This window comes from Amycolatopsis sp. VS8301801F10, from assembly GCF_046195355.1.
GTDB lineage: Bacteria > Actinomycetota > Actinomycetes > Mycobacteriales > Pseudonocardiaceae > Amycolatopsis.
The window spans coordinates 2,884,714-2,899,806 of the sequence record NZ_CP176065.1; the positions used below are offsets into that span (position 1 = coordinate 2,884,714).

Sequence of the window (15,093 nt, forward strand, 5' to 3'; positions counted from 1 at the left end):
AAGGAGAACTCCGTTGCAGCTGATTGACCTGTCCTCGCCGATCGACCCGCAGGGCTGGGAACCCGAGCCGCTGTCGCTGGTCACCATGTCCGCCCAGGACGGGGCCAAGCACCTGGTGTCGGAAATGCGCGAGCACTTCGGCATGGAACTCGACCCGGAAGTGCTGCGGGACGCCGAGTTCCTGACCAACGACACGGTGTCGCTGACCACGCACACCGGCACGCACATCGACGCGCCGGCGCACTACGGCGACGCGACGTCGTACGGCTCGGCCCCGCGCACGATCGACCAGATGCCGGTCGACTGGTTCCACCGTCCCGCCGTGGTCCTGGACTTCACCGGCCGCGCGCCGGGCGTCATCACGGCGGACGACGTGCGCGCTGAACTGTCCCGAGTGGACTACCAGCCGAAGGAACTGGACATCGTCCTGCTCCACACCGGAGCCGACCAGCACGCCGGCACGCCGAAGTACTTCACCGAGTTCGTCGGCCTCGACCAGTCCGGGCTGGATCTGTTGCTGGACTTCGGGGTCCGGGTGATCGGCACCGACGCGTTCAGCCTCGACGCGCCGTTCACCCACATCATCGAGACCTACCAGCGGACCGGCGACAAATCGGTGCTGTGGCCGGCGCACATGCGCGGCCGCGACCGGGAGTACTGCCAGATCGAACGGCTGGCGAACCTGGCCGAACTGCCGCGGGCGCACGGGTTCACGCTGTCGTGCTTCCCGGTGAAGCTGGCCGGGGCCGGCGCCGGGTGGGCTCGCGCGGTCGCCATCGTCGAGTAGCTGAAAGTCGGTGCGGGGAACCCCGGGGGAACCAGCTTCCCCCGGGGTTCCCCGCACGGCTTTAGTCGGTCCAGCGGGGTGTTTCGAGCAGCTCGATCACCGCGCTGCTCCACGAGAATCCCGCGCCGACGCCCATCAGCAGACACGTCTGTCCCGGCCGCAACCCGCCGGTCCGCACCAGGTGTTCCAGGCTGACGATCTGGTCGCCGGCCCCGAGATGGCCGATCTTGCTGTCGAAGTCCCACGTGGTCCGCTCCAGCGGAACGTCCATGTGCCGCAGGTAGTTCGACACCAGCCGGCGTCGCCCGAAATGCGGCAGCACCAACCGGTCCACATCGGACAGTTCCAGCTCGGCGTCGCTCAGCGCGCGTTTCAACGCCTCGCGCTGTCCGTCGAGAATGGCCGCGAGCGTCTGTGCCATTCCGGCCTCGGACACGTATGATCGTTTGTGCGCGTCCAGATCGACCAATTGCCGGGCACTCATCTCGACTTCGCCGAACGCCGCCCCCGCGCGGTGCATGCCTTCCAGCTCCGGTCCGCTGACCACCGCCAGGCTGCGCAGCCGCGCGAACCCGCGCACGCTGGAGAGCACCAGCGCCGTCCCGCCGTCGGCGTACGCGGTGCCCGGATCGCTGTGCCAGCGGTCGAAATCGGGCCCGTCGAAGCGATCCGCCGCGGTGATCAGCGCGGCTTGGCGCGCCGGGTCCGCCAGGAGGTAGCTGGCCGCGAGGTCCAATGCCGCCATGCCGCCGTTGGAAACCTGCCGCACCTCGATCGCCGGACAGGTCCCGCCGACCGCCGCCCGCTGGACGTACGCGGCCGGCGACCACAGGTCGTAGCCCTGGTGGAACAACGTCGCGTGCAGCAGCACCGCGATGTCGCCGCGCGCCACCCCGGACCGGTCGAGGGCGACCCGTGCGGCCCGGGCCGCCATCTCCGGCGGCGCGATCCCTTCCGGGGCGACGAGGACCGATTCCATCTCGCTTTTGCGCGCCGTCTCGGCCGAGCACTGCCCGCTCCGCACCGCTTCGGCGGTCGTCGTCGCCGGGGGCAGCCAGCTCCCGAGCCCGGCGAGGTACAGCCCGTCGAATCTCATGCCGGCCAGCCTTCCGGCGGGCTCTCGACAGCCTGTGGGAACGGGCTCGACCTGGCGGTCCAGCAGGGGTCGAGCAGCCGTCGACCGCCGTGCCGGACGATCCGGTTGTTTCCGGGCGGAGGGAGTTTCGTTCCATGACCGAGGTCGCACTGCTGTTCCCGGGGCAAGGCTCGCAGCACGTCCGGATGGCCGCCGGCCTGTACGGGCACGACGAAGTCTTCACCGCCGCGGCGGACGAGGTCTTCGCGGCGCTGGGCCCCGACGGCGCCGCCGTCCGCGCCGACTGGCTGACCGACTCGCCCGCCGTCCCGCTGGACCACGTGACCCGCTCGCAAATCCTGCTCTTCACCGTCGGGCACGCGCTGGGCCGGATGATCCTTTCGTGGGGAGTGCGGCCAGCCGCGCTGCTGGGCCACAGCGTCGGCGAAGTAGCCGCGGCGACCCTGGCCGGGGTCTTCGAAGTCCCGGCTGCCGCGGAGCTGATGTGGCGTCGAGTGCAGGAACTGGCGTCCGCCCCGGCCGGCGGAATGCTGGCGGTGGCCGCGACGGTCGACGACGTCGCCGAGGTCCTGACCGACGAGGTAGTGATCGGCGCGATCAACGCTCCCCGGCAGCTGATCCTCTCCGGCCCGGCAGCGCCGTTGGCGGAGGCCGCGGCGAAGTTGCGCGCCGACGGCCGGACCTGTCTCCCCGTCCCCGCGACGTCGGCCTTCCACAGCCCCGCCCTGGCCGAGGCCGCCGCCCGGTGCCTCCCGTCGGTGGCCGCGGCACAGCCTTCGCCGCCGAAAATCCCGATGGTCTCGGGCTACACCGGCCGCCTGCTCACCGACACCGAGGCGACGGACCCTTCGTACTGGGCTTCCCATCCCGTCGAACCGGTGCGGTTCTGGCCCGCGCTGGGCACGCTGCTGGGCGCGGATTCGCCGCTCTCGGCGGAGGGGCAGCGGGTTCTGGTGGAGACGGGACCGTCGCAGCTGCTGGCCAAGGCCGCGCGGATCCATCCGGTGGTGCGGGCGGGGGAGGCCTCGGTGCTGGCGCTGCTGCCTGCCCGGGCCTGGGGTCCGGAGGCGGATCTCGCCGCGGTGGCGGCTTGCCGGGAGGCGCTGGGCAGGTGAGGTCCGCTGCTTCGGTTCGCTGAGCTGTGCCTGCGCTGTCGGCCTGCGGACGGGTTGTCTGCGCGGTGATGGGGGTCCAGCCCTCGAGATGGCCTCCCGGCTGTTGCGGAGAGGGGTCGTCCGCGCCTGTTCCGGCCGAGTTGGCATGGGGGTAGCGGATCGTTCACTGAGCGGTGTTGTGCTGTCGAAAGGCTGCGGCCTCACTCGGACGCAGCGGTTTTCGAGGCGCGAGGCGGTGGTGACGCGATGTGGCTGGTCGAATGTCCGTCGTTCTGGGACCAGGGCTTGATTCGCCCCCTCGTCACCGAGCACGGCAAGGTCGTGCTGATGTGCGATTCCTGCACCGCGGTGTGGCGGACCCCGGCCAGTGTCGAGGAGTTCGACCACGTCGAGCCGGAAGCCCCCGAGTGGTCCATCGGTCCGGACACGCACGTCCGTCCCGGCACGACCCGCTGGGCCGAACTGGCCGACGTCACCTCGGCCGGCTGGGGCGACCTGCGCTGGCGCGAGCTGCCCTGAACCTCAGCGGTACGGATACTTTGCCCGGCGGGTTCTGAACCCGCGCGGGTTCCTGTTGCGAGACAAGGGGTTCGCTGACCTTCTCGGTCCGCTCGCTCATGCGGTTTCGACTCTTCTCCTCGTTTGCCGCTCCCTGTCGCCGGTAGTCAGTGTTACTATCTACTGGTACTCCGCAACACTGACTAGCTAAAGGGCGTTCGATGGGCAAGCAGGCGACGGAGATGCTCAAGGGGACCTTGGAGGGCATCGTCCTCGCGATCCTTGCCTGGCGGCCCGCCTACGGGTACGAGATCACCTCCTGGTTGCGCGAACGGGGGTTCACCGATCTCGCCGAGGGCACCGTTTACGCGTTGCTCGTGCGGATCGAGCAGCGCGGGCTCGTCGACGTCGAGAAAGTGCCGTCCGAAAAAGGGCCGCCGCGGAAGGTGTACACGTTGAACGCCTCAGGGAGGGCGAGTCTCGACGAGTTCTGGCGGAACTGGCGGTTTCTCTCGGACCGGCTCGAACAGCTGCGCAAGGAGGGGATCGAACATGGGGAATGAAGGAAAGAGCCGGTATCTGCATTATCTGGAAGTGGTCACCGGGCCGCTGGAGGACAAAAAGCGGTACCGGCGGTACAAGGCCCGCGTCGAGGAGCTGCCGCCGGATCACCGGGCGGCGATCAAGGCGCTGCACCGGTACGTGCAGTACTTCGGGCCCGGCACCGCGGAGGGGCATCTGCGGATGCTGGACGATCTGATCGACCTGTTCGAGCAGAGCGTGGCGAACGGGACGACGGTCCGGGAAATCGTCGGCGGCGAGCCGGTCGAATTCGCCGAGGAGTTTCTCCGCAGTTATCCCGAGGGGAACTGGATTTCCCGGGAACGGGCGCGGCTGACCGAATCGATCGACCGCGCGGTGGGCGGTGCGGCATGACGGCGCCGGCGATCCGGGTGCGGGGGCTGCGGAAATCCTACGGCAAGCTGGAAGTGCTGCGCGGCGTTGAATTCGAGGTGGCGCGCGGCAGTATTTTCGCGCTGCTCGGGTCCAACGGGGCGGGCAAGACCACGGTCGTGCGGATTCTGTCCACCTTGCTCAAGGCCGACGCGGGGGAGGCGGAGGTCAACGGGTTCGCGGTGGCGGCCCAGGGGGCGGAGGTGCGCGAGTCGATCAGCCTCACCGGGCAGTTCGCGGCGGTCGACGAAATCCTTACCGGGCGCGAGAATCTAGTGCTGGTCGCCAGACTGCGGCACCTCAAGAACCCCGGCGAGATCGCGGACGGCCTGCTGGAGCGGTTCGCGCTGACCGAGGCCGGGGCGCGGAAGGTCTCGACGTACTCCGGCGGCATGCGCCGTCGTCTCGACCTCGCGATGAGCCTGATCGGGAACCCGCAGGTCATTTTTCTCGACGAGCCGACGACGGGACTCGACCCGCAGGCGCGCAACGACGTCTGGCGCGCGGTCGAGGAGCTCGCTGAACAGGGGGCGACGGTGCTGCTCACCACGCAGTACCTGGACGAGGCCGAACACCTCGCCGACCGGATCGCGATCCTGCACGAGGGCCGGGTGCTGGTGAACGGCACCCTGGACGAGCTGAAGCGGCTCCTTCCCCCGGCCAAGGTCGAATACGTCGAGAAACAGCCGACGCTGGAGGACGTCTTCTTCTCCCTGGTCGGCAGCGGAAGCAAGGGGGACGGACAATGAGCGGCCACTTCGCCAGTGACAGTTTAGTCCTTTTAGGACGGTCGCTGCGGCACATCACCCGCAGCCTGGACACGATCATCACGACGACGATCACGCCGATCGTGCTGCTGCTGCTCTTCACCTACGTCTTCGGCGGCGCGATCAACACCGGCGCCGAGTCATACGTGACCTATCTGCTGCCCGGGATCCTCCTGATCACCATCGCCTCCGGGATCGCCTACACCGCGTTCCGGCTCTTCCTCGACCTGAAGACCGGCATCTTCGAACGCTTCCAGTCCATGCCGATCGCGCGCTCGGCGGTGCTGTGGGCGCACGTGCTGACCTCGGTGATCGCGAACCTGATCTCGGTCGCCGTCGTGGTGCTGGTGGCGTTCGCGATGGGCTTCCGCACCAGCGCCGGCCCACTGGCGTGGCTCGCGGTGCTCGGCATGCTGGTGCTGTTCACCCTGGCACTGACCTGGATCGCGGTGATCCCCGGCCTGACGGCCAAATCCGCCGACGGCGCGAGCGCGTTCTCGTATCCGCTCGTCTTCCTGCCGTTCGTCAGCTCGGCCTTCGTGCCCACCACCACAATGCCCGGCCCGGTCCGTGCATTCGCCGAACACCAGCCGGTGACGTCGATCGTCAACACCATCCGAGACCTGTTCGCGGAACGCCCAGCCGGCACCGGAATCTGGACGGCGCTGGCGTGGTGCGTGGGGATTCTGGTGGTGGCGTATGTCTTCGCGAATGTGATTTACCGGCGCAAGATTTCTTGATTCCTGCGCGCGTTGGCCGGGTCCGGTGGGTAGCGGTGCTTCGCGTGGTCCGTCGGTCGCCCTCCGGGATCAGCCAGGCGGTTCACTGGTGCAAGATCTCCTGATTCCTCCGCGCGGGCCCGGTGGGTAGCGGCGCTCGCGGGGCACACGGTCGCCTCCGGGCGCGTGCCGTTCAAGCGACGTGCTTGTCGGCGCGGGGCGTGTTGTTCGGCGACGCAGCTGTAGTCGCGTGGCGCGTCCGGTAGCGGCGTGCGCGGCGCTCGTCGGTCGCTTCCGGGATCGGCAAAAGGCGAGCTACCGGCGCGAGCTCTCCTGACTCACCCCAGCGCCCACAACCGCGCGTAATGCCCGTTCGCGGCGAGGAGTTCGGAATGCGTGCCCTGTTCGACGATGCGGCCGTGGTCGAGCACCACGATCCGGTCCGCTTTCGCGGCGGTTGCCAGGCGGTGGGCCACTACGAAGGTGGTGCGGCGGCGCGCGAGGTGTTCCGTGGCGCGGAGGACCGCGGCTTCGGTGGCTGGGTCCAGGGCGGCGGTGGCTTCGTCCAGCAGGAGCACGTCCGGGTCGACCAGTTCGGCTCGGGCCAGCGCGACGAGTTGCCGCTGCCCGGCGGACAGCGAGCGGCCGCGTTCGCCTACTGGTTGCCGGAAACCGGCGGGCAGCGCGGCTACTCCGTCCAGTGCGCCGACCGCGCGCACGGCGGCCTCGACTTCCGCGTCGGTGGCTTCCGGGCGGCCGTACCGCACGTTGTCCGCGACGGTGCCGGAGAACAGGTGCGCCTCCTGCGGCACCACGCCCATCCGCGCGCGCAGGGCGGGCAGGTCGTACTCGCGGACGTCGACCCCGTCGATCAGCACCGAGCCGCCGGTGGCGTCGTAGTAGCGCGCGACGAGTTTCACCGCGGTCGACTTGCCCGCGCCGGTCGCGCCGACCAGCGCGACGGTTTCGCCCGCCGCGACGTCGAGGGTCAGGTTCTCCAGCGCGGGCTTTTCCGCGCCGGTGTAGGAGAAATCGACGTCCTTGAACCGCACTTCGCCGGACAGCCGGGCGGGCAGTTCGACCGGGTGCTCGGCCGGGGGCACCGACGTCGGCGTGCGCAGCAAGTCGCCGATGCGGCTCAGCCCGACGCGGGCCTGCTGGTAGCCGTCGAACACCGACGACAGCTGCTGGATCGGCGAGAAGAATTGCTGCAGGTACAGCAAGAATCCGAGCAGCACACCGGCTTCGAGGGTGCCGCCCGCGACGCGGTGTGCGCCGACGACCAGGACGGTGGTGGTCGCCAGATCCGACAGCAGCGAGACAAGCGGGAAGTACGTCGCGATGTACCGCTGCGCGCGCAGCCGCGATCGGCGGTAGTCGTCACTGCGCGACGCGAACGCCTTCGCCGAACGCTCTTCGCGCGTGTACGCCTGGGCGACGCGCAGACCGCTGACGTTCTCCTGCATGTCCGCGTTGACGACGCTCACCTTCTCGCGCGCCTCGCTGTACGCCCGCGAAGCGACCCGCCGGAAGATCAGCGTGGCCACGAGCAGGATCGGCAGCATGCCCAGCGCGTACACCGCCAGCGCGGCATCGGTGACCAGCAACGCGACCGTGATGCCCACCAGCGTGAGCGCGCTGACGACCGCGGTGGCGAGACCGGTCTGCAGGAACGTGGACAACGCGTCGACGTCCGTGGTCATCCGGGTCATGATCTTCCCGGACAGTTCCCGTTCGTAATAGTCCAGCCCGAGCCGTTGCAAGTGGGCGTAACTGCGCACGCGCAGCGAGTACAGCACGGTCTCGCCGACCCGGGCGGTGAGCCGCGTCTGCCAGCGCACGACGAACCAGTCCGCCGCGACCACCAGCGCGCCGATCCCGGCCAGCAGCCACACGACGCTCGCCACGCCGGGCAGCACGCCGTGGTCGACCCCGCGCTGGTACAGCGCGGGCAACGCGAGCGAGGCCACCGCGTCGGCCGCGACCAGCGCGATCACCCCGACGAGCGGCCACCGCACCGGGCGCAGGATCCGGGACAGCCGGAAACCGGGGTCCGGGGCCGTGACGTCCACATCGGACAGTCGGGGCCGGTCGGTCGCGGGCGGCAACCGGCGGACGCCTTCCAGCAGTTCCGGGGTCGGCGGCACGTCCGCGCCGCCGCTGCCCGCGAAACCGCTGCCGCCGCCGGGCAGGCCGCCGCGGGCCTGCGCGGCCTCGGCGAGAGCGTCGACCTCGTCGCGGTCGTCGTCCGGCCACAGCACCGCCGTGGTGCCGTCCTCGCCGGGCTCGAGGTTGTCGCGGCGGTGCGGCTTTTCGACGTCGTCGCCCGGCCCGGAGACCAGTTCGCGGAACAGCGCGCACCGCGCCAGCAGCTCTTCCTCGGTGCCGACGTCGACCACCCGGCCCTGGTCCAGCACCGCGATCCGGTCCGCCAGCTGCAACGTCGACCGTCGGTGCGCGATGAGCAGCGTGGTGCGCTCGGCGGTGACCGCGCGCAGCGTGTCGTGGATCGCGGCTTCGGTGACGGTGTCGATCGCCGACGTCGCGTCGTCCAGGATCAGCACGCGCGGATCGGTGAGCAGTGCCCGAGCCAGCCCGAGCCGCTGCCGTTGCCCGCCGGACAACGTGAGCCCGCGCTCGCCGACCTCGGTGGCGTACCCGTCCGGCAGCGCGCGGATGAACTCGTCCGCCTCCGCCGCGCGGGCGGCCGCGAAGACTTCCTCGTCGCTCGCGTCCGGGCGGCCGTACGCGATGTTGTCGCGCACCGACGTGGAGAACAGGAACGCTTCCTCGAAAACCACGCCGATCGCCTGCCGCAGGTCCTTCAACGGCACGTCGCGCACGTCCAGCCCGCCGACCCGCACCGAACCCGAGTGCACGTCGTAAAACCGCGGCAGCAGGAGGGAAATCGTGGACTTGCCGGACCCCGCCGTGCCCACCAGCGCGAGCGTTTCGCCGGGCCGCGCCTCCAGGGTGAGCCCGTCGAGCACCGGATCGCTGCGGGTGTACCCGAATTTCACGTCGTCGAGTTCGACGCCCAGCGCGCCCGGCGGCAACGGCCGCGCGTCGGGGCTGTCGGCAACCTCCGGCTGCGCGTCGATCAGCTCGTACACCCGCTCCGCGCCAGCACGCGTGAGCTGCGCCTGCACGACCAGACCGGACAGGAACCGCGCCGGGCCGATCAACGCCGCGAGATAGGTGGCGAACGCGAGGAACGTGCCAAGACTGATCTGCCCGTTCAACGCCAGCACGCCGCCGATCGCCAGCACCGCGACCTGACCCGCGGCGGGCAGCGCCGACGTGGTCGCCGTCGGCAACGCGGACAGCTTCGCCGCGCGCAACCGCTCCGCGAAAAGCTTCCGCGCCGTGCGCTCCAGCCGGGCGACCTCGCGCGCCTCCTGCCCGAAACCCTTCACCACGCGCACGCCGGTGACGGTTTCCTCGACCTGCTGCGCGACGTCCGCCGCGCGCTGCTGCGCCGACCACGTCGCCGGGAACAACCGCCGCCTGCTCAACGCCACGACAATCCCCACCGCGGGCGCGACCACCAGCGCGATGAGGGTGAGCAACGGCGACATCCACACCATCGCGCCCAGCGACAGCACCGCGAAAATCACCGACCCCGCCGACAGCGGAACCTGCATCAGCAACCCGGTGACCAGCTGCAAATCCGAAATCGCCCGCGACACCACCTGTCCGGTGCGCAACGCGTCCTGCTTCCCGCCGTCCAGCCGCGAAACCGCGCCGAACACCCGGTTCCGCAAATCGTGCTGCACGTCCAGCGCCAGCCGCCCGCCGACATACCGGCGCAGAAACGCCGAGCCGAACGCGACCAGCTGCAACGCCACCAGCGCCACCGCGAGCCCGGTCAGCTGAGAGGTGTGCCCGGCCACCGCGTCGTCCACCGCCGACCGCACCAGCAACGGGCTCGCCGCCTGCACGCCGACGCTCAGCACCGCCGCCGTCATCGCGAGCACCACGACCCCGCGGTGCTCCCAGCAGGCAGCGGACAACCGGCGCACCCAGCCGAGGTGCCGGGGCGCCGTCTCAGCAATCGGACGGTCTTGACGCGCGGGCGTCGCAGTGGTGGTCACATCACAAGGTTAGGGAGCGGCACCGACAATTTATTCCCCGCGCGGCCCCCGGCCCGGACCAAACGGGCACAACCGGCGCTCCCGCGAGCCGAGGTGACGAAGGGCACGCCAACGGGTTCCGCGGGGACCGGGAAGCGTCGTGGAGCAGGGAAACCCTGGTCCCGGCGGCACCGGAGGAAGGTTGAACGTTCACCTGGCCACCGGGGAGAACCCGGGCCAAATCCACCCCCGGACGAGCGCTCCCGCCCAATGTTCTTTAAGCTAGTACTCGGCGACCCGCTCCCAGTGACCCCCAGGCTGGTTGAGCGGGTCGCCCCTTCTCCCCTTCGTGTGCTCGCGCCTGGCGGCGCTTCGCCCATGAAGGGGCGTCGTATTGCCCGGGGGGCCGAGCCCCCCGGACCCCCACGGTGCGTTCGGCGGCGGTTGGGTGGGGGAGTGGGTTGGAACAAAAAGCGTTGGGTGTAAGAGAAGCGGCGAGGCCGATGGGGCCTCGCCGCTTTCGTTTGGGGGTGGGTTATGCGAGGGCGGTTTCGACGGGGGTGTGGGGGAGGTTGTGGGCGGTGGCCACTGGGGCGTTCGTCAGGGCGCCGGAGTGGGTGTTGAGGCCCAGGGCCAGGGCGGGATCGGCGGACAGGGCCTGCTTCCAGCCCTTGTCTGCCAGCTGCACCGCGTAGGGGAGGGTCACGTTGGTCAGGCCGTAGGTGCTCGTGCGCGGGACTGCGCCGGGCATGTTCGCTACGCAGTAGAAGACCGAGTTGTGGACCGTGTAGGTCGGGTCGTCGTGCGTGGTCGGGCGCGAGTCCGCGAAGCAGCCGCCCTGGTCGATGGCGATGTCCACCAGGACGCTGCCCGGCTTCATGCGGGAGACCAGGTCGTTGGAGACCAGCTTCGGCGCCTTCGCGCCGGGGACCAGGACCGCGCCGATGACCAGGTCCGCTTCCAGGACCGACTGTTCCACCGAAAGGCGGTTGGAGGTTACGGTGCGGATGCGGCCGCCGAAGTCGTTGTCGATCTGGCGGAGGCGGTCGACGTTGGTGTCGAGGATTTCCACGTCCGAACCAAGACCCAGCGCGACGCGGGCGGCGTTGAGGCCGGCCACGCCGCCGCCGATGACGACGACTCGGGCCGGGTGCACGCCGGGGATGCCGCCGGGCAGCACACCGCGGCCGCCGCTCGGCTTCATCAGGGCGTAAGCGCCGACCTGCGGGGCGAGGCGGCCCGCGACCTCGGACATCGGGGCCAGCAGCGGCAGCGCGCCGTTCGCCTTCTGCACCGTTTCGTAGGCGATCGCGGTGGTGCCCGCGGCCAGCAGCGCGTCGGTCAGCGGACGGTCCGCGGCGATGTGCAGGTAGGTGAACAGCACCAGATCCTTGCGCAGGCGCGGATACTCCTCGGCGATCGGCTCCTTCACCTTCAGCACGAGCTCGCCCTCGGCCCACGTCTCCTCCGCGGTGGCGAGCACCTTCGCGCCCGCGGCGACGTATTCCTCGTCCGTGATGGACGACCCGGTCCCGGCACCCGTCTCGACGAAGACGTCGTGCCCGCGACCGACCAGTTCGTGCACGCCGGCCGGGGTCAACGCGACCCGGTACTCGTGCTTCTTGATCTCACGGGGAACGGCGATGCGCACTGCTTGCCTCCTGGCGGCGGTTCTGTCGAAGGTGTTGCCACTCACGGTGATCTACCCGGACGGCGGTGTCATCATCCCGCCGCCACAGTCTTGCGCCCGGTCGATAGTGCTGCCAGGACAATGCCCTTGACCTCGACCGCACTTGAGGTAGTTGGCTGGACCTTGGCGGAGACTTCGAGGAAGGGCTTACATGCGAGCGGTGTGGCTGCGGGAATTCGGCGGGCCGGCGGTGCTGAAGGCGGGAGAGGCGCCCGATCCGGTTCCCGGGCCGGGGCAGGTGCTGATCGAGGTGGCGTTCGCGAACGTCACGTTCGTGGAAACCCAGTTCCGGGCGACCGGGACGGGACCGTTCGGCAGCACGCTTCCGATGGTGCCCGGCAACGGCGTCGGCGGGGTGATCAGCCGCGCCGGGGAGGGCGTCGACTCGGCGCTGGTCGGGAAACGCGTGGTGACGTCGACCGGCGGCAGCGGCGGTTACGCGCAGCGCGTGGTCGTGGACGCGGCGTCGGTGTTCCCGGTGCCGCACGCGCTGAGCCTCGACGCGGCGGTCGCGTTGCTGGCCGACGGCCGGACCGCGACCGGCTTGGTGCACGCGACCGCGGTGGCTCCGGGGGAACGGGTGCTCGTCGAGGCCGCCGCCGGAGGGGTCGGCAGCCTCCTGGTGCAGCTGGCGAAGGCCGCGGGCGCGGAGGTCGTGGCTGCCGCGGGTGGCGCGGAAAAGCTTGCCCGCGCCCGGGAACTGGGTGCGGACTTGGCGGTCGACTACACCGATCCGGAGTGGACCGCGCGGGCCGGGGAGGTGGACGTGGTGTTCGACGGCGTGGGAGGCGCGGTCGGCACCGCGGCGTTCAGCCTGGTGCGCCCCGGCGGGCGGATGGCGATTTACGGCCTGGCAAGCGGTTCGTGGGCGGAAGTGTCCGAAGAGGACGCTGCCGCGCGCGGGGTCAAGCTGGTCCGGTCGATCGGCGACGCGGCGGCGATGCGCGGCTACACGGAATCGGCGCTGGCGGCGGCCGCGGCTGGGCAGCTCACCCCGGTGATCGGGCAGCGATTCCCGTTGGAACGGGCGGCTGACGCGCACGCGGCGATCGAATCTCGGGGGACGATCGGGAAGACGCTGCTGGTCGCGTGACGCGGTTCGCTGCGGTTTCGTTCGGGGCGGCGGACTTCTCCGGAAGCCGAGCCGCAGCCTGGTTCCGGTTGCGCGCCAACGACCTCAGCTACCGGGTCAGCTCCAGCGAAGGGCGATCAGCTGGGTAAGCAAAGCAAGCCGGACATCCGGATCGTCCAGGTTTAGCGGAACAAGTTCCAGCAGCCGTTTCATCCGGTACCGCAACGTGTTCGGGTGAATGCGCAACCGTTCCGCGGCCGCGCGCGGGTCGCCGGGGTGTCGGAGCCATTCGTAAAGAGTGTCGACATACCCCGCATTGCTCGCCTCGTCGTGTTCGCGCAGCACGCCGAGCGGGCCGAGTTCCGACACCTGCGCCGCCGCTGCTCCGGCGGCGGCGCGGTGCAGGACCAGGGCGGTCCAGGCCTCGTCGTAAGCCACGACGCGGCCCTCGACCAGCCCGGCTCGCAGCAGGCCCAGTGCCTCGTCCGCTTGGGCGCGGGACGCAGCCAGCGCGGTCGGGTCGCCTGGCGCGCCCGCGGCCGCGCGGGGGAGTCCGCCGCGGCGGGAAGCGGGTTGGGCTAGCAGTGCCTCCCGCAGTTCCGGCCAGCCGCCCTCGCCGGGGCGGTCCGGCACCACGACGTACAACAGCCCGCCCAGATCGGCCGCGACCGGGCGGCGTCCGAAACCCTGCGAAATCCGTTCCAGCAACGCCAGCAACAGGCCCTCGGCGTCCCGGCTGTCGCCGCCGCTGACATCCACGACCACGACCCGGTGCGGCTCGTCGGACAGGTCCAGTTCGGCGACCACCCGCCGCGGCGGGACCTGTCCCTCCAAGACCGCGCGCAGCAATTCGGCGGATGCCCGGCGCTGCGCGTCCGTGTGCGCGCGGCGGCGAAGCAGGTGCAAGGCGACTACCGGGGCCGCGTCCGCGAAAGCCGCTGCGCGTTCCTCCGAGACCGGACCGGGGACGACCGCCCACATCGACCCCAGCAGTTCGCCGCCCATCCGGATCGGCACGATCAGCCGCGGCAGGGTGCCGTCGCGCTGGGCCGGGACGAAGATCGTCTGCCTGCCGCGGGAAAGCTCGCGGAACACGCCGCGCGAGCGGAACCGGGCCAGCACGTCGTCCGGGATGCGGCGGCCCATGATCGTCGCGACGCGCGCCGGGTCGGTGAGGTCCTGGCGCGCGGAGTAGGCGAGCACGCGCGAGTTGGTGTCCTCGATCGTCACCGACGCGTCGACCACCGCGGCCACGGCGTCGGCGAGCCGGAAAAGATCGCCGGAACCCGGGTCGCCGCCTTCTTCGAGCGCTTCGGATTCGTCGGCGAGCGCGTCCAGAACCGTGCGCAACAGCCAGACCAGCTGGGCCCACGACGTCGCCGCGTGCACCTGGATCAACGCGATCCCCGCCGATTTCGCCGCGCGCCGCACCGGCTGTTTCGCGGCCAGCGGCGGTTTCAGCAACACGGCCGCCGCACCGCGGCCGGCGCTCACCCGGACGAGTTCCGCGGCGTCGGCCGCCTCGACCGTCGCCACGCCGAGCACCAGGTCGCCGGCCGCGATGGCGGACTCCGCCCCCGGCTCGGCGATCACCACGTCGCCGACCGCGGGGCAGCCTTCGGGCACGAGAAGCGCGTGGAGCAGCGTGGGACCGACCCGGTCCACGACGCTGCGCACCGAAACCACAGCTACCTCCAGCGCTTCTGACGTTCTTGCTGGAACGGTAGAAGACTGCCCCGGTTTCGCCACCCGCGGCACTAGTTAGCGCAAAACACCTTCGGCCAGGGTTTGAAGTACGACACCAGCGTCGCCGCCAACAGCAACGTCAACCCGACGCTCATCGCCCCCGTGCCGGACACCGCGCTCGCGCCGACGACCTCGCCGCGCGCCGCCTGCTCGCCGTGCGCGACGAAAGAGGGCACCACCAGCAGGTTCCCACCGACAAAGAGGGCCAGCGTCGCCACCAGCTTCCACAGCACCCAGTGGTAGCGCACCAGCTTCCATTTCGTGCCCAGCCCGAGCACGACCCCGGTCGCCAGGGCGAGCAGGCTGGCCGGGAAGTAGAGCGCCCCGGCGAGCACCCCGGCGATGACGTTCGCGCTGCGCGTGGTCACCGGATCGAGCTCGGCGATCGCGAGAACGCTGCAGATCAGCACCGCGAGTTCGGCTCCGATCCAGCCGACCGACGTGACGACGTGGCCGAACAGGAACCACTTCCGGGTCGCCGGCCGCATTCTCCAGTCCATGCGCTGAGCGTGCGCTTTACCGGAGTGTCGCGTCGTCCGTCAGCGCTCGGCATTTCTTCCTACGTCCGGGTGCGTA

General features: G+C 70.4%; 13 protein-coding genes. 8 read left to right on the forward strand and 5 right to left on the reverse strand.

Annotated elements, in window-relative coordinates:
• Positions 1-13: 13 nt before the first annotated feature.
• The gene (locus F9C11_RS13910; protein ID WP_409185275.1) at positions 14-787 is read left to right on the forward strand and encodes a cyclase family protein; all 774 of its coding nucleotides are present in this window, start codon (positions 14-16) and stop codon (positions 785-787) included.
• A gap of 61 nt (positions 788-848) precedes the next feature.
• On the opposite strand, the gene F9C11_RS13915 is transcribed toward F9C11_RS13910, so the two are convergent.
• Positions 849-1,883 (reverse strand): ketoacyl-ACP synthase III family protein, encoded by a 1,035-nt coding sequence (locus tag F9C11_RS13915; RefSeq protein ID WP_409185276.1) that lies wholly within the window; start codon positions 1,881-1,883, stop codon positions 849-851.
• Positions 1,884-2,017: 134 nt separating this feature from the next.
• Here F9C11_RS13915 and F9C11_RS13920 point away from each other — a divergent pair, with 134 nt between their 5' ends.
• The 6 genes from F9C11_RS13920 to F9C11_RS13945 all read left to right on the forward strand — a co-directional run bounded on the left by F9C11_RS13920 (position 2,018) and on the right by F9C11_RS13945 (position 5,957).
• Entirely contained in the window at positions 2,018-2,998 is a 981-nt protein-coding gene (locus F9C11_RS13920; protein WP_409185277.1) for an acyltransferase domain-containing protein, read from the forward strand.
• 246 nt (positions 2,999-3,244) lie between these two features.
• Positions 3,245-3,517: a hypothetical protein gene (locus F9C11_RS13925; RefSeq protein WP_409185278.1), complete on the forward strand. Its 273-nt coding sequence runs from the start codon at positions 3,245-3,247 to the stop codon at positions 3,515-3,517.
• A 200-nt stretch (positions 3,518-3,717) separates the two neighbouring features.
• A complete protein-coding gene (locus tag F9C11_RS13930; protein ID WP_409185279.1) occupies positions 3,718-4,059 on the forward strand; it encodes a PadR family transcriptional regulator in 342 nt (113 codons plus the stop codon).
• A complete protein-coding gene (locus F9C11_RS13935) occupies positions 4,049-4,432 on the forward strand; it encodes a DUF1048 domain-containing protein (RefSeq protein WP_409185280.1) in 384 nt (127 codons plus the stop codon). Before F9C11_RS13930 ends, F9C11_RS13935 begins: the two co-directional genes overlap by 11 nt.
• Positions 4,429-5,199, forward strand: a complete 771-nt coding sequence (locus tag F9C11_RS13940) for an ABC transporter ATP-binding protein (RefSeq protein WP_409185281.1) — start codon at positions 4,429-4,431, stop codon at positions 5,197-5,199. Before F9C11_RS13935 ends, F9C11_RS13940 begins: the two co-directional genes overlap by 4 nt.
• Entirely contained in the window at positions 5,196-5,957 is a 762-nt protein-coding gene (locus F9C11_RS13945; RefSeq protein ID WP_409185282.1) for an ABC transporter permease, read from the forward strand. Before F9C11_RS13940 ends, F9C11_RS13945 begins: the two co-directional genes overlap by 4 nt.
• 317 nt (positions 5,958-6,274) lie before the next feature.
• On the opposite strand, the gene F9C11_RS13950 is transcribed toward F9C11_RS13945, so the two are convergent.
• Positions 6,275-10,030: an ABC transporter ATP-binding protein gene (locus tag F9C11_RS13950; RefSeq protein ID WP_409185283.1), complete on the reverse strand. Its 3,756-nt coding sequence runs from the start codon at positions 10,028-10,030 to the stop codon at positions 6,275-6,277.
• A 514-nt stretch (positions 10,031-10,544) separates the two neighbouring features.
• Complete coding sequence (gene ald, locus F9C11_RS13955) at positions 10,545-11,660, reverse strand: alanine dehydrogenase (RefSeq protein WP_409185284.1); 1,116 nt, start codon at positions 11,658-11,660, stop codon at positions 10,545-10,547.
• A 190-nt stretch (positions 11,661-11,850) separates the two neighbouring features.
• On the opposite strand from ald, the gene F9C11_RS13960 reads away from it, so the two are divergent.
• Complete coding sequence (locus F9C11_RS13960; protein ID WP_409185285.1) at positions 11,851-12,792, forward strand: zinc-binding dehydrogenase; 942 nt, start codon at positions 11,851-11,853, stop codon at positions 12,790-12,792.
• 96 nt (positions 12,793-12,888) lie between these two features.
• On the opposite strand, the gene F9C11_RS13965 is transcribed toward F9C11_RS13960, so the two are convergent.
• Positions 12,889-14,457: a PucR family transcriptional regulator gene (locus F9C11_RS13965; RefSeq protein WP_409185286.1), complete on the reverse strand. Its 1,569-nt coding sequence runs from the start codon at positions 14,455-14,457 to the stop codon at positions 12,889-12,891.
• A gap of 71 nt (positions 14,458-14,528) precedes the next feature.
• Positions 14,529-15,017, reverse strand: a complete 489-nt coding sequence (locus F9C11_RS13970; protein ID WP_409185287.1) for a hypothetical protein — start codon at positions 15,015-15,017, stop codon at positions 14,529-14,531.
• Positions 15,018-15,093: the final 76 nt, after the last annotated feature.